Here is a 19,653-nt window from a genome sequence, read left to right as displayed (position 1 = left end):
CTGTCATGTTCGCGTCATCTGGAGGGATATATTTCCCGGGACGGCCCGTTCCTAAATTGGTTTAGATAAACAATCCCGGAGTTTACATGCGCACTTCCTTCTACGCCGCACTTGCCGGCGCGGCCGCTCTCGGCCTGATCGCGTCCCCCGCCTTTGCGCAGGAGACCACCGAGGACGCGCCGTTCAGCGGCATCTATATCGGCGCAGCGGGTGGCTATGACGTCCAGCCGAACGATGCCGGCTCGTCGATCCTGTTCGATCGCAACCTCGACGGCCGGTTCGGCGACACCGTGACGACGGCTGCCGGCGCAAACGCGTTCAGCAGCGGCTTCTGCAACGGTGCGACGCGCGCGACGACGCTCGCCGGCGGCGGCGGCTGCCGCAAGGACAAGGACGGCGCCGCCTATTACGGCCGCGTCGGCATGGACACGCAGCGTGGCAACATCGTCGTCGGCGTCGTCGGCGAATTCGGCAAGAGCGAGATCACCGACAGCGTGACCGCGTTTTCGACGACCCCTGCCAGCTACGTCATGACGCGCAGCGTCGATTGGGAAGCGTCGATCCGTGGCCGCGCCGGCTATGCGGTCAACACCACGCTGTTCTACGGCACGTTCGGTGCGGGCTATGCCAAGATCGACCGGGACTTCTACAGCACGAACACGGGCAACGCCTATCAGCAGAGCGGCAAGCGCCAGCAGTTCGGCATCCTCGGCGGCGGCGGCATTGAGCAGAAGGTCACGCCGAACATCTCGGTCGGCATGGAATATATGTTCCATCAGTACCAGGACGACGACTTCCGCGTCCGCGTGACGCAGGGCACGCAGCCTGCGACCAACCCGTTCGTGCTCGCGCCGAACACGACCGGTACCGATTTCCGTCGCAGCGACGACAATTTCCGCTGGCACAGCCTGCGCGCAACGGCCGCGTTCCGGTTCTGAGCGCAGGATGGGGCGACGCCTGACGGCGTCACCCCATCCAAGCTCGGCCGGCGTCGCTTCAGCGACGTCCGACGACGCGGCTTTGCCGCGGCGCGGGTGAAGATAGAGGGTCGCTTCCCGCTAAGGGAGGCGGCCCTTTTCTTTGACCTGTCGCATTCTTTGAGCCCACCCCGGGGCCCAATTGCGGGGCGGAGGCAACTTTGCGTTGCCCGCCATCACCCCGGCCTTCCCAATTGGGCCCCGGCCTTCGCCGGGGTGGGGCCTAGGACCTGGCTCGCGGGAGAAATACCCGGGCCGAGGGGGCGAAAACGCCCCCCAGTCTTAGCGCGCGCGCGGCCCGCCAAAGGGCAGTGGTGGCGTCGGACGACGGTCACGGCGCGGGAGCTGTGCCTGATAGGCATGACCGCAATGCGCGACGCAATACGGGAACCCCGGGTTCACCTTGTCGCCGCAAAAGTGGAAATCGGGCTCGCCGGGATGGCCGAGCGGCCATTTGCAGATGCGGTCGTTCAGATCGAGCAGGCTCGTCTTGTCGGCCATGTCCGCGGATGGCTTCGCGGGGACGAGACGGCGCGGCGGCGCCGGCGTGCTCGGCGGCTGCTGCTCGCCGGGTGCCTGGCGCAGGAAGCCGCCGGGCCCGATCGAGCGCAGGATCGGCTGTGGCGCACGCACCGGCGCCGCGGCCGGCTCGACCGCGTCATCGTCATCCTCGTCGTCATCCTGATCGACTGCACGAGTCGCAGGGGCCGGCGCAGCCTCGACCGGCGCGTCCACCGGCACCGTCGCCACGGGCTCCGCACGCGGTGCGGGAGCCGCCGCGACGACGGCGGGCTTGGACACGGGCGGCGGCGGAACCGCAGCGGGCTGGGCGGGGACCGGCTCGGCCGCCGCGGCACCGGCGACCGGCGCCGGCGCTGGCGCGACGACCGCATCACCCGACTTTTCGGCCGCCTTCGCGTCGGGATCGTTGGGCTTTACCGGCGACGGGCGCGCCTGGAGTTCGAGGCGGTGCGCCTTGCCGATCACGGCGTTGCGGCTGACGCCACCCAGCGCTTCGGCGATCTGGCTGGCGGTCTGGCCGGCTTCCCACATCGTCTTGAGCGTCTCGATACGCTCGTCGGTCCAGGACATGTTCGTTCCTCAGTCTTCGGGTCGGCCGACATGGTCTTCGTCAACCGGGTTGCGGGCGGCAGCGGCAGCGATTACCCGCAACCCCCATGAGCAGCCAGCCCCCAATCGGTGAAATCCAGTCGGCGGTGCAGTCCGCCCCCGGCGTTCCCGTCATTCGCAACGTGAACTGGGAGGGACTTCGTACCCTCTATATCAAGGAGGTGCGCCGTTTCTTCAAGGTGCAGCTGCAGACGGTGTGGGCACCGGCAATGACGACATTGCTGTTCCTGATCGTTTTCACGATCGCGACGGGCGCCAAACGCCCCGTGCTGGTCGGCGGCGAGACCGTGATGTTCGCCGACTTCATCGCCCCCGGGCTGATCATCAGCCAGGGCATGATGGGCCCCGCCTTCGCCAATGCGAGCTTCTCGCTGCTGGTCGGCAAGATGCAGGGCACGATCGTCGACTATCTCCAGCCACCGCTGTCGACCGGCGAGCTGCTCGCAGCCCTCGTCGGCGGAGCGGTGACGCGCGCGGTGCTCGTCGGGTGCGTCGTGTGGGCGGCGATGGCGCTGTATCCGGGCGTGCATGTCACGCCGCATGCCCCGCTCGCGATCCTGTGGTTCGGGCTGCTCGGCGCGACGTTCCTCGCGCTGCTCGGCGTGCTGACCTCGATCTGGGCGGACAAGTTCGACCATGCCGCCGCGGTGACCAATTTCGTGGTCGCGCCGCTGTCGCTGCTGTCGGGCACCTTCTATTCGGTCGACACGCTGGCGCCCGCGTTCCGCGCGTTCAGCCACGTCAATCCGTTCTTCTACATCATCTCGGGCTTTCGCTACGGCTTTCTGGGCGTTGCCGATTCGCCGGTGATCGTTGGCGGCCTCGTCATCCTGGCGATCGACGTCGTGCTCGCCACCCTGTGCTACATGCTGCTGAAAAGCGGCTGGAAACTGAAGAACTAGGCCATGACCACCGACATCGCCATCGCCCGCAGCGTCGCGCTGCGCCCCATTGCGCAGATCGCCGACGCGCTCGGCATACCCGACGACGCGGTCGAGCCCTATGGCCGGTTCAAGGCGAAGGTCTCGCTCGACTGGCTGCAGGCACAGCGCGAGACCGGGCGGCGCGGCAAGCTCGTGCTCGTCACCGCGATCAACCCGACGCCTGCGGGCGAGGGCAAGACCACGACCTCGGTCGGGCTTGCCGACGCGCTCAACCTGACGGGTCGCAAGACCGTGCTCGCGCTGCGCGAACCGTCGCTGGGGCCGTGCTTCGGGACCAAGGGCGGGGCGACCGGCGGCGGGCGCGCGCAGGTCGCGCCGATGGAGGACATCAACCTCCATTTCACCGGCGATTTCCACGCGATCACCGCGGCGCACAACCTGCTCGCGGCGATGATCGACAACCATATCCACTGGGGCAACGCGCTGCAGATCGACGTGCGGCGCGTGGTGTGGCGCCGCGTGCTCGACATGAACGACCGCGCGCTGCGCGACATCGTCCAGTCGATCGGCGGGGTCGCCAATGGTTTCCCCCGCGAATCGGGGTTCGACATCACCGTGGCGTCCGAGGTCATGGCGATCCTATGCCTGAGCGAGGATCTCGCCGACATGGAGCGGCGGCTGGGCGACATCGTCGTCGCCTATACGCGCGACCGCAGCCCCGTCACCGCGCGTGACCTGAAGGCGGACGGCGCGATGGCGGTCCTGCTCGCGGAGGCGATCAAGCCCAACCTCGTCCAGACGCTCGAGGGGAACCCTGCCTTCCTGCACGGCGGGCCGTTCGCCAATATCGCGCATGGCTGCAACTCGGTGATCGCGACACGCGCGGCGCTGGCGCTGGGCGATTACGTCGTGACCGAGGCGGGCTTCGGCGCGGATCTAGGCGCGGAGAAGTTCTTCGATATCAAATGCCGCCAGGCGGGACTGTCCCCCGATGCGGTAGTAATCGTCGCGACGGTGCGCGCGCTCAAGATGAACGGCGGCGTCGCCAAGGGTGATCTGGGCGCGGAGGATGTCGAGGCGGTCCGGCGCGGCGCGGTCAACCTCGTCCGCCATATCGAGAATATCCGCCAGTTCGGCGTCCCCGCGGTCGTCGCGATCAACCATTTCCACACCGACAGCGAAGCCGAGATCGCGGTCGTCCACGAGGCGGCGAGCGCGCATGGCGCCCGCGCGATCCTGTGCCGCCACTGGGCCGACGGCGGCGCGGGGGCGACCAAGCTCGCCGATGCGGTCGCCGATCTGTGCGACACGCACGCCGCCAGTTTCGCGCCGCTCTACGGTGACGAGCTGTCGCTGTTCGACAAGATCGACACGGTCGCACGGCGCATCTACCGCGCCGAGCATGCGGTCGCCGAGCCGAGCGTGCTCGCGCAGCTCAAGCGCTGGGAAGATGCCGGCTATGGCCACCTGCCCGTGTGTCTCGCCAAGACGCAGTACAGCTTTTCGAGCGACCCTGCGCTGCTCGGCGCGCCGACCGGGCATATCGTGCCGGTGCGCGAGGTGCGGCTGGCCGCGGGCGCGGGCTTCGTCGTCGGGATCTGCGGCGAGATCATGACGATGCCCGGCCTGCCGCGCGTGCCGGCGGCGGAGGCGATCCGGCTCGATGCGGACGGACTGATCGAAGGGCTTTTCTAACACTGATCCTCCTTCTGGCGGGGGAGGATCATTTACTTCTTCTTCGAGCGGCGGAGGTGGAGGCGGCGGAAGAGTCCGCGGTTGGCGAAGCTTTCGAACATCTCCTCGGGGCCCTCGGGATCAAGCACCTCGTTGTCCGCGAGCCATTCCTCGACCGCGGTCAGGTCGGGCGCCTCATAGGCGCGCAGCGACTTGCCCTGCCCGCGCAGCCGCTCGATCGTCTCGATCAGCGACCCGGTCTCGGCGATCATCGTGGTCACCACCTCGACATCGACCGCAAGATGCTCGGCGATCAGGTCGTTGCGGATCGCGGTGATGCCCGTGCTCGTCGCCTCGTCATGCGCGCGGATCGCGAGGTCGCATTCGGTGTCGAGCCGCAGCGAGCGGTTGTTCATGTTCGACGAGCCCAGCCGGAAGACCTGATCGTCCGCGATCAGGATCTTGGCATGGCAATAGATCGCCTCGCCGCCGCTGGTGTAGGGATGGTACATGCGCAGCCGCTTGTGGACGTCGCGGTGCGCCAGCGCGGTCATCAGCCGGGCACGCGCGGTGTCCATCGCGATCGGCTCGAGCCAGCCTTGCGCGGTGACCGGGTTGATGATCACGATCTCGGGCCCGTCCGCCTCGTCGAGCCGGCGCGCGACCGCCTCGGCGATCTTGCGCGACGCGAAATACTGGCTCTCGATATAGAGATGCCGCTTGGCGCCGGCGATCTGCGCGAGGAACAGCGCCTCGCTCTCGTGCACCGGGACCTGGTCGTCCATCTCGGGCTCGGTCCGCGCGATCGCGACGTCGACGTCGCGGAAATGCACGCCGAGTTTGTCGGGCCAGCACGCGGCGCCCGGACTCGCCTCGGCGATCGGCACGCCGCCCGCCAGCACCCAACGATCGCGGAACAGCTGCCCCAGTGCGGACGCGACGGGGCCTGCGACCGCGCTGATCGCGTCGTGCCACGGCTTATACGCGCGGCCCGAGGGACGCAGACGGCGCGGATCGTCGTGGCGATGCTCGCGCGTGTCCCAGCGGTCGCCGGTCATGTCGATCCCGCCGCAAAAGGCGAGGCAGTCGTCGATGATCACGATCTTCTGGTGATGCGATCCCGCGGTCGGGTGATGCCCGTCGAGCTTGGTATGGATACGCTGATGCCGCATCCACTTCATCATCGTGAACAGCGTCGAACCGCGAAACAGCGACTTGATCGCACCAGTATCCCAGCGGAGCAGGAAGATCTCGAGATCGGGCTGGCGTTCGACCAGCCACAGGATGAACGCGCCGAGCATTGGCGGTTCACCGGGGCGGTCGACGCCGGGCTCGAGCTGGATCCGCGCATCGAAATCCCAGCCGATCAACATGATCCGCCGCTTGGCATTCAGCATCGCGACACGCGCCTGGCGGAAATATTCTTCCGCATCGACGATCACGGACATCTGGTCCGCGCGTTCGATACGCCAGCATTCGGTTCCGATCCGCACGTCAGGTCCCCTTGTCGGCGCAGAGCGCGCCCGGCCGAATTTGCTCAACGCCGTAACGACGCTCTGTTTCCGCGCGGCGTCAGGGCCTATCTGCGGTGCAGATGGCCGCCCCTCCTACCCACCCGCCGGTCCAGCGCAAGATCATCCATGTCGACATGGACGCCTTCTATGCCTCGGTCGAACAGCGCGACGATCCGACGCTGAAGGGGCGGCCCGTCGCGGTCGGCGGATCGCGCGCGCGCGGGGTGGTCGCGGCGGCAAGCTACGAAGCGCGCGCATTTGGCGTCCACAGCGCGATGCCGTCGGTCACCGCGCTGCGCAAATGCCCCGATCTGGTCTTCGTCCCGCCGCGCTTCGACGTCTACCGTTCGGTCTCGGATCAGATCCGTGCGATCTTCGCCGACTATACCCCGCTGGTCGAGCCGCTCTCGCTCGACGAGGCGTATCTCGACGTGACCGACGATATTCGCGGCGTCGGGTCCGCGCAGGCGATCGCCGAGGAAATCCGCACGCGGATCAAGGCGGATACCGGGCTGACCGCGTCGGCGGGCGTCAGCTACAACAAGTTCATCGCCAAGCTCGCCTCGGACCAGAACAAGCCCGACGGGATCTGCGTCATCACGCCAAAGCGCGGCGCCGCATTCGTTGCGTCGCTGCCGGTCAAGCGCTTCCACGGGGTCGGACCGGTGACTGCCAAAAAAATGGAGCAGCTCGGTATCCTGACCGGCGCGGACCTGCTCGAGCGTCCGCTGCCGTTCCTCCAGGCGCATTTCGGCAGCTATGCCGACTATCTCTACGGTGCGGCGCGCGGGATCGATCACCGCCCCGTCCGCGTCAATCGGCCCGCCAAGTCGGTCGGCGCGGAACGGACGTTCGAGACCAACCTGAGCGACCCGGAGGCGCTGCGCGAGGCGTTGCACCGGGTCGCCGATGCGGCGTGGGTACGGATTGAACGCCACGGCACGCGCGGGCGGACGGTCACGCTCAAGCTGCGCCATGCCGATTTCCGGACGATCACGCGCGCGCGGTCGTCGAACAGCGCGGTCAACGACAAGGCGGCCTTTCTGCGTGCCGGGCTCGACCTGTTGATGGCGCAATTGCCCGTGCCCGACGGCGTCCGGTTGCTCGGGCTGACGCTGTCCGGGATCGTCGGCGAAGAGGATGCGCAGCCGATATTGCTGTGATGCCTGCCAAGACGGGCGGGGCTAGCGAAAGGCGCGGAGCGGGGCCCGGTTCGACGCATCGCTCGCCTTGCCGACCGCGGTGAGCGGCCCCGACGCCGCCATCGTCCGCGCGGTGTCGGCGCAGATCGGATGCGAGAAGAAATAGCCCTGGAGATGGCTTGCCCCCGCAAGCCGCAGCGCCTGGACCTGCGCCTCGGTCTCGACCCCTTCGGCGATGACGCCGAGGCCGAGCGCGCGGCCGAGATGGATGATCGAATGGACGATCGCCGCGCTTTCGCGCTCGCGGCCCATCCCGTCGATGAAGCTGCGGTCGATCTTGAGCGAATCGAGCGCGAAGGTGCGGATGTTGTGGAGGCTCGAATAGCCCGTTCCGAAATCGTCGAGCGCGATCCGGAAGCCGTGGCTGCGCAAGGTCGCCAGCGTCTGCGCGGCGCGTTCGGCATCGTCGAAGATCGCGGGTTCGGTGATCTCGATCTGCAGCCGCGTCGGTGCGACGCCGGCGCGCGCGACGCGGTCGAGCACATAGTCGACGAAATTGTGCCGGCGGAACTGGCGCGGGCTGAAATTGACCGAGACATATTGCCCCGGCCAGTCCGCCAGTACCGCGAGCGCGTTGTCGAGCACCCAGTCGCCGAGATCGTGGACGAGGTTGGACTCCTCCGCGATCGGCATGAACAGCGCGGGGCTGATCGCGCCGTGCGCCGCGGTGTCCCAGCGAAGCAGCGCCTCGAACCCTACGACCGCGATCGTCTCGCGCGCGACGATCGGCTGATAGACGAGGCTGAGTTCGTTGCGCGCGATCGCCTGGCCGAGCCAGCCCTCGATCCGCCGGCGGAAGCGGATATCCTCGTCCATCGTCTCGTCGAACACGCGGACGATCCGGCGGCCGTTGCGCTTGGCGTCGTTGAGCGCGAGATCGGCGCGGCGCATGATGTCGAGCGGATCGATCCCCTCCCCGCCTTGCGTGACGACCAGCCCCGCGGAGGCCCCGCCCTGAACCGAATTGCCGAACACCTGCAGGCTGACCGAGCACGCCGCGATGATCACGCCGCAGGCGCGCACCGCCTCCGCCTCGCCGGACGCGTCGAACAGGATGCCGAATTCGTCGCCGCCGAGCCGCGCGACCATCGCGCCCTCGGGCGCGGACCGCATCAGGATCATGCCGATCTCGCGGATCAGCGCATCGCCCGCCAGATGGCCCAGCGTGTCGTTGACGAGCTTGAAGCGATCGAGGTCGATCATCACCGTCGCGAAATCCCCGTCGACGCGCGCGCGCTCGCCCAGCACGCGCTGGAACGCGAGCCGATTGGGCATGTCGGTCAGCGAATCATGCGTCGCCAGATGCAGCGCACGGCTCTCGTTGGCTGCGAGTTCGGCGGCACGGACCTCGAGCTGGTCGATCCGCCGCGCAAGCGTGGCAAGCGTGGCGTCGTGCCGGCGGTCGACGTGCCACCGCTCGGCGAGCGCCGCTGCGGTCTGGCGGACCTCGGCGGGCGTGAACGGCTTGGCGATGTGGAAAAGCTTGTCGATCGGCCCGGCGTCGCGCGCGATCTCGTCGAGGCGAATCGTGGCAAGGCCGGTGACGATGACGATCGCGATGTCGGGATCGAGCGCGCGGATCCGCCGCGCGGTCTCGCGGCCATCGATCCCCGGCGGCATCCGGATGTCGATGAACGCGACCGCGAACGGATCGCCATCGGTCCGCGACTGCGCGACCGCATTGACCGCCTCGAGCCCCTGCAGCGCATGCGCAAGCTCGACGATCCGGCCGTTGCTTCCGCCAAGATCCTCGGCGGGCGCAAAGGCGGCCCGGTAGCCGTCATGGACGGCAGCCTCGTCGTCGACGATCAGAATACGCATGCACAACCGCTCCTCGCGAGACGGGATTCCGCTGGATAGGGCGGTGTCCCGTGCTTCGCGTCGTTCGTCGGCGGGCTAGGCAAACAGCGTTAAGATGGCGTGAAAGCGGCCGCGATTTGTTGGCCAAGCGCTTGTGTACCAAGCACGATCGCGCCGAGCGGCCCCGCATTGCCGCCGAGTGACGGCGGCACGATGAAGCTGTCGACCAGCGCGACTTCGGGAAGCGTGACATAGCCGCCGAGGCTGCGCGTCATCGCCGCGCGGATCCGCGGATAGAGATGGCCCGCCCCCATCACGCCGCCGCCGATCACGATCCGCCGGGGGATCCCGGTGAGCACCAGCGTATGACATAATTGCCCCAGCGCCTCGGCGACGCCGTCCCACACCGGGTGATCGGCGGCTGCATCGTCGGCCGGATGACCAAGCCGTGCGGCGATCGCCGGCCCCGACACCAGCCCTTCGAGACACGCGCCGTGGAACGGGCACGCACCGATCCAGTCGTCGCCCGCGACGCGGACCGGGCGGATATGGCCGAGTTCGGAATGCGTCAGGCCATCGACCGGACGGTGATTGGCGATCAGGCCGGCGCCGACCCCCGTCCCGACCGTGACATAGGCGATGTCGGCAAGGCCCTGCGCTGCGCCCCAGCAGGCCTCTGCCAGCGCGGCGCCGACGACGTCGGTGTGAAAGCCGGTCGGAACGCCATAGCGACGATGCAGGCGCCCCGCGATATCGGTGCCCGCCCAGCCCGGCTTGGGGGTCGAGGTGATGTGCCCGTAGTCGCTCGCCCCCCGGTCGATCGAGACCGGACCGAAGCTCGCGATGCCGATCGCGGTAAATCCGCTCCACCGGTCGAGCACCGCCTCGATCGCGGCCAGCGTCCCTTCGGGCCGCGTCGTCGGGATCCGGACACTCTCCTCGATCGCATCGGGGCCCCGCGCGAGGATGCAGATGCACTTGGTCCCGCCAAGCTCGATCCCTGCCACCAGTGGTGCTTCGCTCATATCCGATCCCCGATCCTGCGTCGGGTCGCTTCAACGTGGTCGGTTCGATCCGTCAAGCGCATTGGCACCGGGGAGGCGACGCGCCCACGGCCTGACCGAGCCGCGGCGAAGCCACGCCCGCTGACAATTTCATTATATGTTAATAACATAGATTTAGTTTGATTCGTGTGGCCGCAAAACCGCGGTACGACTGGAGCACCGCATGTCCGTATCGGATGAAGGCGCCCGGCTCTATGCCTTGCGCCAACTCAATCTTCTCGACACGCCCCCGAGCGAGAGCTTCGACCGGATCACCCGGATGGCGTGCCAGATCTTCGGGCTGCCGATCGGCGCGGTGTCGCTGACCGATACGGATCGCCAATGGTTCAAATCGCGCGTCGGCATCTCGCACGACACGATCGCGCGGCACAAGGCACCCTGCGCCGAGGTCACCGAAACGAAGGCGATGCTCGTCATACCCGACCTCGCCTCGGACCCCTGCTATAGCGACAGCGCACTCGCGGACGCCGGGATCCGGTTCTACGCGGGCGCACCGCTGGTGACGCATGACGGGCACGGGCTCGGCGCGCTTTGCGTCCTCGGCACCGAGCCGCGGTCGCCGGCGCCCGAGGAGACCGCGGCACTGACCGATCTGGCGGCCATGGTGATGGCGCAGATCGAGCTTCGCCATGCGTTCGGCCGGGTCGATCCGGTCAGCGGCCTGCCCAACCGGTTTCAGTTCGTCGAGGATTTCGAGGATCTCACGCGCGACTGTCCGGGGCAGCAGCGGTTCATGGTGATGGTCGACCTTGCGCGCGCCGATGAACTGGGAACGCTGACGCGCGTGATGGGCGCAAGCTATATCGAGACGTTCGTGAAGGACGCCGCGCAGACGGTCCGCACGCTCGTCGATGCGGACCGCGTCGTCTATCACATCGCCGCGACGCAGTTCGCGTTCCTGTCGCGCGCGGACGTTTCGTTGAGCGCCTATATCAAGGTGGTCGCCGCCGGGCTCGAGACATCGCGCACGACCTCGCTCGCGCGGTACGTCACGACGACCGCCGCTGGCATCGTTCCGGTAACGCTCGGCACGATGCGGTCGCAGGAACTGCTGCGCGCCGGGCATGGCGCCGCACAGGATGCGCAGACGGCGCCGGGGTTCATCAGCGTCTTCACGCGGGCCAGCGAACGGGAGACCGAACAGTCGCGCAACATCACGCTGCTTCTGGCGTACGGCGCCGCGCTGGAAACCTGCGGGCAGATGCGGCTGGTCTATCAGCCGCGGATCGACCTTGCCCGACGCCAGTGCGTGGGCGTGGAAGCGCTGCTGCGGTGGCGGCATCCGCGGCTCGGCGAGGTGTCGCCGGGCGAGTTCATCCCGGTGATCGAGCGCACCGCGCTGGCGAAGCCGACCACCGCGTTCGTCCTCGAAACCGCGCTGCGTCAGCATCTCCACTGGCGTGAGCAAGGACTCGTGCTGCCGCTGTCGATCAATATCGCCACCTCCAACCTGGAGGACGACGATTTCGTCGAACAGATCACCGCCGCGCTTGCACGCCACGCGATCCCGCCGGCGATGCTCGAACTCGAAGTGACCGAAACCGCGGTGATGGAAAATTCCGTGCTCGCGCTCGCCCGGCTCGAGGCGCTGGCGGCGACCGGCATCCGGATTGCGATCGACGATTTCGGCACCGGACACAGCAGCCTCGCCTATCTCCAGACGCTGCCTGCGGACGTCGTCAAGATCGACAAGTCGTTCGTCGATGCGCTCGGCGCCGACGACGGGCGCGGCGAGACGATCATCGCGACGATGATCACGCTGATCGGCGAGCTCGGCCTGCGCGTGGTTGCCGAGGGCGTCGAGACGGCGGACGCGGTCGCGATGCTGACCAACATGGGCTGCGACGAGGTACAGGGCTACGCGTTCGCCCCCGCGCTCGAAGCGGACGCGCTCCTGCCGTGGATCGCGCAGTTCAACGGCACCGCAGGCGCCGCAACGATCGAGCGCGCCGCAGCCTGAGTCGCGCGGCGCGGCGCCCGCCTATTCGACCGTCACCGACTTGGCGAGGTTGCGCGGCTGGTCGACGTCGGTGCCCTTGAGCACCGCGACATGATAGGCGAGCAGCTGGACCGGCACCGCATAGACCAGCGGCGCGATCAGCGGATGGACCTTGGGCATGGTGATCGTCGCCATGCAGCCCTCGCCCGCCGCCTGGATGCCGTCATAGTCGCTGATCAGCACGACCTTGCCGCCGCGCGCCATCACTTCCTGCATGTTGCTGACGGTCTTGTCGAACAGCGGCCCCGACGGCGCGATGACGATGACGGGGACATGCTCGTCGATCAGCGCGATCGGCCCGTGCTTCATCTCGCCCGCGGCATAGCCCTCGGCGTGGATATAGCTGATTTCCTTCAACTTCAGCGCGCCCTCGAGCGCGAGCGGATAATCCGTCCCGCGGCCGAGATACAGCACGTCGCGCGCGCCGGCGACGGTGTGCGCCATCGCCTCGATCGCCTCGTCATAGGCGAGCGCACCGTTCAGGGCAGCAGGCGCCTCGGCGAGGTGCCGCGCGATCTCGCGCTCCTGCTCGCGCGTCAGCAGCCCCTTCGCTCGCGCCAGGTTGGCGGCAAGCGCGGCGAGGACGGCGAGCTGGCAGGTGAACGCCTTGGTCGACGCGACACCGATCTCGGGGCCCGCATGCGTCGGCAGCAGCAGGTCCGCCTCGCGCGCCATCGAGCTGGTCGGCACGTTGACGACGACCGCGATCTTTTGCCCCTCGGCCTTGGCGTGGCGCAGCGCGGCGAGCGTGTCCGCGGTCTCGCCCGATTGCGAGATGAACAGCGCGAGGCCGCCCTCCTCCATCACCGGCGCGCGGTAGCGGAACTCGGACGCGACATCGAGATCGACGGGGACGCGCGCAAACTGCTCGAACCAGTATTTGGCGACCATGCCGGCGTAGAAGCTCGTTCCGCACGCGACGATCGTCACGCGCTTGATCGTCGAGAGGTCGAATTCGGGGATCGGCAGCGAAACCTCGCCCTCCATCCGCTTCAGATACGAGCGCAACGTCTGCGCGACGACGATCGGCTGCTCGTAGATTTCCTTGAGCATGTAATGCTTGTGGTTGCCCTTCGAGATCACCTCGCCGGTGATCCCCGACAGCGTGATCGCGCGCTCGACGGGCGCGTTGTCGCGGTCATAGACCTGCGCGCCGTCGCGCGTCAGCACGACCCAGTCGCCCTCGTCGAGATAGGCGATACGCTGCGTCAGCGGCGCAAGCGCGAGCGCGTCCGAGCCGAGGAACATCTCGCCCTCGCCGTGGCCGACGACCAGCGGCGAGCCGAGCCGCGCGCCGATCAGCAGGTCGGGATGCTGGCGGAACAGGATCGCGAGCGCGAACGCACCGTGCAGCCGCGGCAGGATCTCGCGCACCGCGGACACCGGATCCATCCCCGCCTCGACCTTCTCGCTGACGAGATGGGCTACGACCTCGGTGTCGGTCTCGCTGGTGAAGATCCGGCCCCGCGCGATCAGTTCCTCGCGCAGCGGCTTGAAGTTCTCGATGATGCCGTTGTGGACGACCGCGACTTCCCCGGTGGCGTGCGGGTGCGCGTTGTTGGTGGTCGGGCCGCCATGCGTCGCCCAACGCGTGTGCGCGATCCCGGTCTTGCCCGGCAGCGGATGCGCGGCGAGTTCGTTCGCCAGGTTCACCAGCTTGCCCGACGCGCGCCGCCGCTCGATCGCGCCGTCGAAATCGGTCGCGATCCCCGCCGAATCATAGCCGCGATATTCGAGCCGCTTGAGCCCGTCGAGCAGCCGGCCGGCAACGTCGTCGTTGCTGAGGATTCCTACGATGCCACACATATGATTACGTCCGTTCGTTCAGTCGACCGAGCGGAGCTGATCGCCCCGCGCGATGAAAATCTGGGTCTGGTAATAATATTTGCCGGTCGGTCGGCCGTCGGTCAGGAAATCGATCCTCACCCGGCGCGCCTCGCCCTCGATCTCGATCCGCCGGCCCTGGAGCGCGGTCTCGACGGGCGCGCCGAGCCGCATCTCGAGCTGCCCCTGCGCGACCAGCGCGATCTCGAGCGAGACGTTGCGCTGGTCGCGATAGTCGGTCTCGGAATTGAGGTACAGATGGCCGTCCTGCCGCCCCGACGCGCGCACCGTCAGCACGAACAGCCCGGGATAGGCGCCGGGTGCTAGCGCCGCCGCGCGCTCGATCGCGACCATCGCCGGAAGCGCGTCGCGCGACGGCTGCGGCGTGGCGCAGGCGGCGAGGCCGAGCGCGGCGACGAGCGCGGCGACGAGCGCGACGTTGCGCAGCGTCACGCCCTTGCCGCCTTCATCGCCAGCATCTTTTCGCGGAACCGTGCCGCCCAGCCGGGTCTCGCGACCTGCGGCGGGCGGACCAGCGCGAGCGCGTCGGCGGCGACGTCCTGCGTCACCACGGAGCCCGCCGCGACGATCGCGCCGTCGCCGATCGTGACGGGCGCGACCAGCGCGGAGTTCGACCCGATGAACGTCCCCGCGCCGATCACCGTACGATATTTGAAATAGCCGTCGTAATTGCAGGTGATCGTGCCCGCGCCGATGTTCGCGCGCGCGCCAATCTCGGCATCGCCGATATAGCTCAGGTGGTTGACCTTCGCGCCCGCGCCGATCGTCGCCTTCTTCACCTCGACGAAATTGCCGACGCGCGACCCCGTGCCCAGGTCCGCGCCGGGACGCAGACGCGCGAACGGCCCGACATCCGCGCCCGCACCGATCGTCGCACCCTCGACATGACTGAAGGCATGGATCACCGCACCGTCGGCGACGCGGACGCCGGGACCGAACACGACGTTGGGCTCGATCGTCACGTCGCGCCCGAGGATCGTGTCGTGCGCGAACCACACCGTGTCGGGGGCGATCAGCGTCACGCCGGCGGCCATCGCCTCCGCGCGGCGCGTCGCCTGCCATGCCGCCTCGACACCCGCCAGTTCGCCGCGGCTGTTGACGCCCGCGACTTCGTCCGCCCCTGTTTCGATCACAGCGGACGCCTGGCCATCCGAACCTGCCAGCCCGACGATATCGGTCAGGTAATATTCGCCCGCGGCATTGTCGTTGCCGAGGCGGTCGAGCAACGCGAACAGGTCGGACGACCGCACCGCCATCAGCCCGGAATTGCACAGCGTCACCGCCCGTTCCGCCGCCGACGCGTCCTTATACTCGACGATCCGGTCCATCCGGCCGGCAGCATCAGCGATGACGCGACCATAGGCACCGGGATCGGCGGGGCGGAAGCCGAGCACGACGACGGCCGGCGTGTCGTCGCCGTGGAGGCGGTCGATCATCCGCTGCATCGTCGCGGCGGTGACCAGCGGCACGTCGCCATAAAGAACCAGCACGTCGCCTTCGAATCCGTCGAGCGCCGCGCGCGCCTGCGCAACCGCATGGCCGGTGCCGAGCTGTTCCGCCTGAAGCGCGGTGGCAATGCCGAGCGGCGCGACCGCCGCCTCGACCTGCGCGCGGCCCGCACCGGTGACCACGACGGTTCGCGCCGGCGCCAGCGCGCCAGCGCTCGCGATCAGATGCAGCAGCATCGGTCGCCCCGCAATCGGGTGGAGCACCTTGTGCAGATCGGACTTCATGCGCGTGCCCTTGCCCGCGGCAAGGATGATGACCGCGATCGGCTGGTCGGGAGAATCCATCGTCATGGAAGGACCGCTGCCACGAAAGCCTTGCCAATTCCATAGTGCCGCTGGCAGGCACCCGGGCAATGACGCATTTTTCTTTCGATATCGTCGGGTTCGACCTCGACGGCACGCTGCTCGATACCAGCGGCGATCTGGCCGCCGCGGTCAATCACGCGCTCGCGCTGGCGGATCGCCCCGCGTTGAGCGTGGAACAGGTCAAGCCGATGATCGGTGGCGGCGCGCGGCACATGCTCAAACAGGGGCTGACCGCGACGGGCGGCTATGACGACGCGATGCTCGACCGCCTCCATGCCGCGCTGCTCGCGCATTACGAAGCCAATATCTGCGTGCTGACCAGACCCTATCCCGGCGTGATCGATGCACTCGACGCGCTGGCGGCGCGCGGGGTCACGCTTGGGATCGTCACCAACAAGATCGAACGGTTCGCGCGCATCGTCCTCGACCAGCTCGACCTGACCGATCGGTTCGCCTGTGTCCTCGGGGGCGATACGCTGACGCAGTCCAAACCCTCGCCGATGCCGATCCACGAGATGGTCCGGCTCTGTGCGCAACAGGCCCGGGGCGACCGGGCGGCGTTCGTCGGCGATTCGATCTTCGACATCCAGGCCGCGCAGTCGGCGGGGCTTCCGGCGATCGCCTGCAGCTTCGGGTTCCTCATGCAGCCGGTCGACGAGCTTGGCGCGGATGCGGTGATCGACGCGTTCGACGCGCTGATCCCCACGCTCGAAGGCCTGTCGCGATGAGGCGCGACCGCGACCTGACCGGATTCTTCAAGATCGCGCTCGTCGTCGCGATCGTCGTCGCGATGACCATGGCGCTGTTGCCCAAGCCGCCGCATCTGCCGATCGACCGGTTCGGCGACAAGTTCCAGCACATGCTCGCCTTCGCCACGCTCGCGGCGCTCGCGTCGTTCGCCTATCCCGCCGCACGGGGATGGAAGGTGCTCGAACGCCTGTCGTTTCTGGGCGCGATGGTCGAGGTGCTGCAGTCGATTCCGTCGCTGCACCGCGACTGCGACATTGGCGACTGGATCGCCGACACGATCGCGATCGCAGTGGTCGTCGCGATCATCGCGCTGGTACGTCAGAGCCGCCCGCCGCGGATACGCACGCTGCACTAGGCGCGCGCGCGGGCCTTGCGCCATTTGGCCCATAGATGCCGCCCGAGCATCGCCGGCGGCATGCGCAGCCAGTGCGACCGGATGTAGAACGCGAGCCGCGTGGCCGGCCGGGTCGGTCGCCCCCACCCATCGCGCGCGGTCATCCGGCGGACGAACAACCGGTCGATCCCGGTCGCTCGGCGCTCTCCGAACAGGCATTCGACAAGACGCACCGCGCGCTCGACCTCGATCCGCAGACCATGGCGATCCGCGTCGTCCGCGAGGCCCTGCGTGCCGAATTCCTCGATCAGGCAACGGACGTCCCACAGGTTGCGCAGGCCGCCGGCGAGATCGCCATCGGCGAACAGATGCGCGGCGGCATGGACGATCATCCCGTTCGGCGACAGGACGGACAGCCCGTTGCCGAGCGGCACGCTGTCCGCGATCAGCGCCACCGGGTCGGGCGTGATGCGCGCGGTAAGCGGCAGGATGCTGTGGTGGACGTCGATCATCCGGTCGCGCTCGCGGTGAATGAGCGGCGGCAATTCATGCATCCAGCGCCGGTAATAGGCGTCGTCGTACGGATCGGGCTTCACCCATTCCCAGCCCGCCGCGAGCAGCGCCGTCTCGGCCGCGTCCAGCGCATCGCGCGGGACGAGGATGTCGAGATCGCCGATCGACCGCCCCTGCCCCGCCATCAGCCCCGCGGCGACAAACGCGGTCCCCTTCAGCACCACCACCGGACAGCCAAGCGGCGCGAGCGCCCGCCGCGCCATCTCCGCTTCCCACAGCGCGGCACGCCGGCCCTGCTCCGCGGCGGCGCGCGCGTCGGCGAGGATTGCGGCGACGGCCCCCGGCATCGGCAAGCCGTCGAGCCGCGTCGCGAGCGTTCCGATCAATTGCTCCGCCCGCGCCATCGTCAGCACCGCGCTCCAGCCCGCCGGGTCGAGACGCGTCACGATCGACGGGTCGGCCAGCGCCCGCGCGAGAAACCGCGCGCTTGCCGGGGTTCGGGTGACGGCGTCGGTCATCGCGCCGCGCACAACGCCTCGACCTGCGCGACCGCGCTGGCACCGTCGGGATAGTCGATCGCGATCGACGGGATGCCGGCGATGAGGCCCGTCAGCGCCGCGAACCCGGGCTCGCCGAGCGCGACATAGTTGGTCGAGGCCTGCGTCATCCGCACGAACGCCTCGGCGGGCGGAACGGGGCGCACCGCCGCCGCGAACCCGTAGCGCGGGAACAGCAGCAGCGCGGGCGTCGCGGGCACATCCATCGCCGCGATCGCGCGCGCATCGGGAACCATGTGACGGATGTCGCCCTTCGGCGTCGACGCTAGCAATGGCCCCATCCGCGCGTTCGGCCACGCAGCCTGGGCCGCTGCGATCGCCTCGTTCTTGAGGCTGATCAGACGCGGGAATGCGTGGACCAGCCCGGTCTCGGGGTCGAGCAATGCGAACTCGTCGCCCATGAACCGCCACCCCCTCGCCGCGAGCAATGTCGCCAGCGTCGATTTGCCCGCGCCCGAGATGCCCGTCATGAGCACCGCACGCCCGTCCCGCTCCACCGCCGACGCGTGGAGCAACAGATACCGCCGCGCGCCCAGCGCCATCTGCAGGTTCATCGCCATCTCGGCCGCGAGCAGCCCCTGCCGCAACGGCAGGGGCGCGGCCTCAGGCAGCATATAGTCGCCCCCGATCTCCACCGAGGGGCGAATCCACCGCCGCCAGGGTCGCCGCGCGAACAGGCGCACGGTATAGTCCGCGACCCCGTCGTGCGGTTGCGGATAGTCACGATAGAGGCTGCGAAGCTGGTCGATCGGCGCGCGCCAGTCCGACCCGATCCGAAAGCCGATCGGCCCGATCCGCAGCGATACCGCGTGTCTCACGACGCCGTCACCAGCCCTGCCACGACGAGCTCGTCGAGCCGCGCCGCGAGCGCGTCGCGCGTCGGGTCGGCAAGATCATAATCCTGCGAAAGACGCGCGAGCAGCGCGTCGAGCGACAGGCTGTGCTCGCTCAGGATCGCCAGGATCTGCGGCGCGGGTTCGGTGAGCAGGTGCGTGATGCCCGACCGGCGATGATAGACCGCGGTGAACGCATCAAGCGGCGCGGCCCGCCGCGCATCCGCCGAATCCGCGCGAAACGTCACCGGCGCGGCATCGCCCACGGCGTCAGCCGCGCGGCATCTGCAACGAGGCAAAGCAGGTGAAGCCGCCCTGGCCACGCTGCAACCGGCGGATATAGTTCACATAGGCGCGGCTGCGTTCGCCGTCGGTTCCGGGCAGTTGCGCGCCGGTCGCCAGCGTGCGCTTGACCTCCTCGCCCTTGAACGGCCGCGTCGCACCGGGGAATGCGCCCTTGGTACCCGATGGCACCACCTTGCCCTGCGCATCGATGAAGCTGCCCGCTCGGCCCGGGTCGGGCACCGGGATGTCGCAGTTCAGCACCGATCCCGCGGTCTGCGCGAGCGCGGGACGGATCGAAACGACCGCCGCCGCACCAACCGCGCCGAGCGCGAGGACGCGACGCCGGCTCGCCACCGGGTCGGCGCCGATCGGCTGGTCGTCATCGGGGCGCGTATCGTCGCTCATCGGGTCTCCGCTACACCAAAGCCCTTTCACAAAGCTGAAGACGAGGCAAGCAACGGCCCCGTCGCGTCGGCC

At 68.4% G+C, this 19,653-nt stretch carries 18 protein-coding genes; 7 read left to right on the top strand and 11 right to left on the bottom strand.

Features of this window, described 5'->3' with window-relative positions; all coding sequences use genetic code 11:
• The first annotated feature begins 86 nt into the window (after positions 1 to 86).
• Entirely contained in the window at positions 87 to 938 is an 852-nt protein-coding gene (locus AC0CH3_RS03775; RefSeq protein ID WP_333996187.1) for an outer membrane protein, read from the top strand.
• Positions 939 to 1,259: 321 nt separating this feature from the next.
• Here the strand turns inward: AC0CH3_RS03775 and AC0CH3_RS03770 are convergent, their stop codons facing one another.
• Entirely contained in the window at positions 1,260 to 2,069 is an 810-nt protein-coding gene (locus AC0CH3_RS03770) for a GcrA family cell cycle regulator (protein WP_354302963.1), read from the bottom strand.
• 86 nt (positions 2,070 to 2,155) lie between these two features.
• On the opposite strand from AC0CH3_RS03770, the gene AC0CH3_RS03765 reads away from it, so the two are divergent.
• Together AC0CH3_RS03765 and AC0CH3_RS03760 are read left to right on the top strand one after the other, a co-directional pair.
• Positions 2,156 to 3,010 carry an ABC transporter permease gene (locus AC0CH3_RS03765; RefSeq protein WP_333996185.1) on the top strand — a complete coding sequence of 285 codons (855 nt, stop codon included), beginning with the start codon at positions 2,156 to 2,158 and terminating at the stop codon, positions 3,008 to 3,010.
• A gap of 3 nt (positions 3,011 to 3,013) precedes the next feature.
• Positions 3,014 to 4,687, top strand: a complete 1,674-nt coding sequence (locus tag AC0CH3_RS03760; protein ID WP_354302965.1) for a formate--tetrahydrofolate ligase — start codon at positions 3,014 to 3,016, stop codon at positions 4,685 to 4,687.
• A gap of 32 nt (positions 4,688 to 4,719) precedes the next feature.
• Here AC0CH3_RS03760 and AC0CH3_RS03755 read toward each other — a convergent pair whose 3' ends face one another.
• Positions 4,720 to 6,114: a phospholipase D-like domain-containing protein gene (locus AC0CH3_RS03755; RefSeq protein ID WP_354303556.1), complete on the bottom strand. Its 1,395-nt coding sequence runs from the start codon at positions 6,112 to 6,114 to the stop codon at positions 4,720 to 4,722.
• 146 nt (positions 6,115 to 6,260) lie between these two features.
• On the opposite strand from AC0CH3_RS03755, the gene dinB reads away from it, so the two are divergent.
• A complete protein-coding gene (dinB, locus tag AC0CH3_RS03750) occupies positions 6,261 to 7,343 on the top strand; it encodes a DNA polymerase IV (RefSeq protein ID WP_354302967.1) in 1,083 nt (360 codons plus the stop codon).
• 21 nt (positions 7,344 to 7,364) lie between these two features.
• Here dinB and AC0CH3_RS03745 read toward each other — a convergent pair whose 3' ends face one another.
• Entirely contained in the window at positions 7,365 to 9,203 is a 1,839-nt protein-coding gene (locus tag AC0CH3_RS03745; protein ID WP_354302969.1) for a putative bifunctional diguanylate cyclase/phosphodiesterase, read from the bottom strand.
• An 89-nt stretch (positions 9,204 to 9,292) separates the two neighbouring features.
• Complete coding sequence (locus tag AC0CH3_RS03740; protein ID WP_354302971.1) at positions 9,293 to 10,207, bottom strand: ROK family protein; 915 nt, start codon at positions 10,205 to 10,207, stop codon at positions 9,293 to 9,295.
• A 202-nt stretch (positions 10,208 to 10,409) separates the two neighbouring features.
• Between AC0CH3_RS03740 and AC0CH3_RS03735 the strand changes: the two genes are divergently transcribed.
• Complete coding sequence (locus AC0CH3_RS03735; RefSeq protein ID WP_465237624.1) at positions 10,410 to 12,206, top strand: EAL domain-containing protein; 1,797 nt, start codon at positions 10,410 to 10,412, stop codon at positions 12,204 to 12,206.
• A gap of 21 nt (positions 12,207 to 12,227) precedes the next feature.
• Here the strand turns inward: AC0CH3_RS03735 and glmS are convergent, their stop codons facing one another.
• The 3 genes from glmS to glmU are packed head-to-tail and all read right to left on the bottom strand — an operon-like array spanning position 12,228 to position 15,883.
• Positions 12,228 to 14,051, bottom strand: coding sequence for a glutamine--fructose-6-phosphate transaminase (isomerizing) (glmS, locus tag AC0CH3_RS03730; protein ID WP_354302975.1), 1,824 nt, complete (start codon positions 14,049 to 14,051; stop codon positions 12,228 to 12,230).
• An 18-nt stretch (positions 14,052 to 14,069) separates the two neighbouring features.
• Entirely contained in the window at positions 14,070 to 14,522 is a 453-nt protein-coding gene (locus tag AC0CH3_RS03725) for a hypothetical protein (protein WP_354302977.1), read from the bottom strand.
• A complete protein-coding gene (glmU, locus tag AC0CH3_RS03720) occupies positions 14,519 to 15,883 on the bottom strand; it encodes a bifunctional UDP-N-acetylglucosamine diphosphorylase/glucosamine-1-phosphate N-acetyltransferase GlmU (RefSeq protein WP_354303558.1) in 1,365 nt (454 codons plus the stop codon). Before glmU ends, AC0CH3_RS03725 begins: the two co-directional genes overlap by 4 nt.
• A gap of 68 nt (positions 15,884 to 15,951) precedes the next feature.
• On the opposite strand from glmU, the gene AC0CH3_RS03715 reads away from it, so the two are divergent.
• Positions 15,952 to 16,632 (top strand): HAD-IA family hydrolase, encoded by a 681-nt coding sequence (locus tag AC0CH3_RS03715; protein ID WP_354302979.1) that lies wholly within the window; start codon positions 15,952 to 15,954, stop codon positions 16,630 to 16,632.
• A complete protein-coding gene (locus AC0CH3_RS03710) occupies positions 16,629 to 17,009 on the top strand; it encodes a hypothetical protein (protein ID WP_354302981.1) in 381 nt (126 codons plus the stop codon). Before AC0CH3_RS03715 ends, AC0CH3_RS03710 begins: the two co-directional genes overlap by 4 nt.
• Here the strand turns inward: AC0CH3_RS03710 and AC0CH3_RS03705 are convergent.
• Genes AC0CH3_RS03705 through AC0CH3_RS03690 form a run of 4 tightly spaced genes read right to left on the bottom strand, consistent with a single transcriptional unit; the run spans position 17,006 to position 19,581 of the window.
• Positions 17,006 to 18,019, bottom strand: a complete 1,014-nt coding sequence (locus AC0CH3_RS03705) for a nucleotidyltransferase domain-containing protein (RefSeq protein WP_354302983.1) — start codon at positions 18,017 to 18,019, stop codon at positions 17,006 to 17,008. The two genes, AC0CH3_RS03710 and AC0CH3_RS03705, sit on opposite strands and share 4 nt — an antisense overlap.
• Positions 18,016 to 18,876 carry an HprK-related kinase A gene (locus AC0CH3_RS03700; RefSeq protein WP_354302985.1) on the bottom strand — a complete coding sequence of 287 codons (861 nt, stop codon included), beginning with the start codon at positions 18,874 to 18,876 and terminating at the stop codon, positions 18,016 to 18,018. Before AC0CH3_RS03700 ends, AC0CH3_RS03705 begins: the two co-directional genes overlap by 4 nt.
• Positions 18,873 to 19,157, bottom strand: coding sequence for an HPr-rel-A system PqqD family peptide chaperone (locus AC0CH3_RS03695; protein ID WP_354302987.1), 285 nt, complete (start codon positions 19,155 to 19,157; stop codon positions 18,873 to 18,875). Before AC0CH3_RS03695 ends, AC0CH3_RS03700 begins: the two co-directional genes overlap by 4 nt.
• A gap of 4 nt (positions 19,158 to 19,161) precedes the next feature.
• Positions 19,162 to 19,581, bottom strand: a complete 420-nt coding sequence (locus AC0CH3_RS03690; protein ID WP_354302989.1) for a hypothetical protein — start codon at positions 19,579 to 19,581, stop codon at positions 19,162 to 19,164.
• Between the last annotated feature and the right edge of the window lie 72 nt (positions 19,582 to 19,653).

The organism is Sphingomonas sp. AC449, assembly GCF_979253475.1.
This window is presented reverse-complemented; position numbering and strand designations above follow the sequence as displayed.

Coding starts and splice junctions, on each gene's coding strand:
- AC0CH3_RS03775 (WP_333996187.1), top strand. CDS start 87: ATGCGCACTTCCTTCTACGCCGCACTTGCCGGCGCGGCCGCTCTCGGC.
- AC0CH3_RS03770 (WP_354302963.1), bottom strand. CDS start 2,069: ATGTCCTGGACCGACGAGCGTATCGAGACGCTCAAGACGATGTGGGAA.
- AC0CH3_RS03765 (WP_333996185.1), top strand. CDS start 2,156: ATGAGCAGCCAGCCCCCAATCGGTGAAATCCAGTCGGCGGTGCAGTCC.
- AC0CH3_RS03760 (WP_354302965.1), top strand. CDS start 3,014: ATGACCACCGACATCGCCATCGCCCGCAGCGTCGCGCTGCGCCCCATT.
- AC0CH3_RS03755 (WP_354303556.1), bottom strand. CDS start 6,114: ATGTCCGTGATCGTCGATGCGGAAGAATATTTCCGCCAGGCGCGTGTC.
- dinB (WP_354302967.1), top strand. CDS start 6,261: ATGGCCGCCCCTCCTACCCACCCGCCGGTCCAGCGCAAGATCATCCAT.
- AC0CH3_RS03745 (WP_354302969.1), bottom strand. CDS start 9,203: ATGCGTATTCTGATCGTCGACGACGAGGCTGCCGTCCATGACGGCTAC.
- AC0CH3_RS03740 (WP_354302971.1), bottom strand. CDS start 10,207: ATGAGCGAAGCACCACTGGTGGCAGGGATCGAGCTTGGCGGGACCAAG.
- AC0CH3_RS03735 (WP_465237624.1), top strand. CDS start 10,410: ATGTCCGTATCGGATGAAGGCGCCCGGCTCTATGCCTTGCGCCAACTC.
- glmS (WP_354302975.1), bottom strand. CDS start 14,051: ATGTGTGGCATCGTAGGAATCCTCAGCAACGACGACGTTGCCGGCCGG.
- glmU (WP_354303558.1), bottom strand. CDS start 15,883: ATGGATTCTCCCGACCAGCCGATCGCGGTCATCATCCTTGCCGCGGGC.
- AC0CH3_RS03715 (WP_354302979.1), top strand. CDS start 15,952: ATGACGCATTTTTCTTTCGATATCGTCGGGTTCGACCTCGACGGCACG.
- AC0CH3_RS03710 (WP_354302981.1), top strand. CDS start 16,629: ATGAGGCGCGACCGCGACCTGACCGGATTCTTCAAGATCGCGCTCGTC.
- AC0CH3_RS03705 (WP_354302983.1), bottom strand. CDS start 18,019: ATGACCGACGCCGTCACCCGAACCCCGGCAAGCGCGCGGTTTCTCGCG.
- AC0CH3_RS03690 (WP_354302989.1), bottom strand. CDS start 19,581: ATGAGCGACGATACGCGCCCCGATGACGACCAGCCGATCGGCGCCGAC.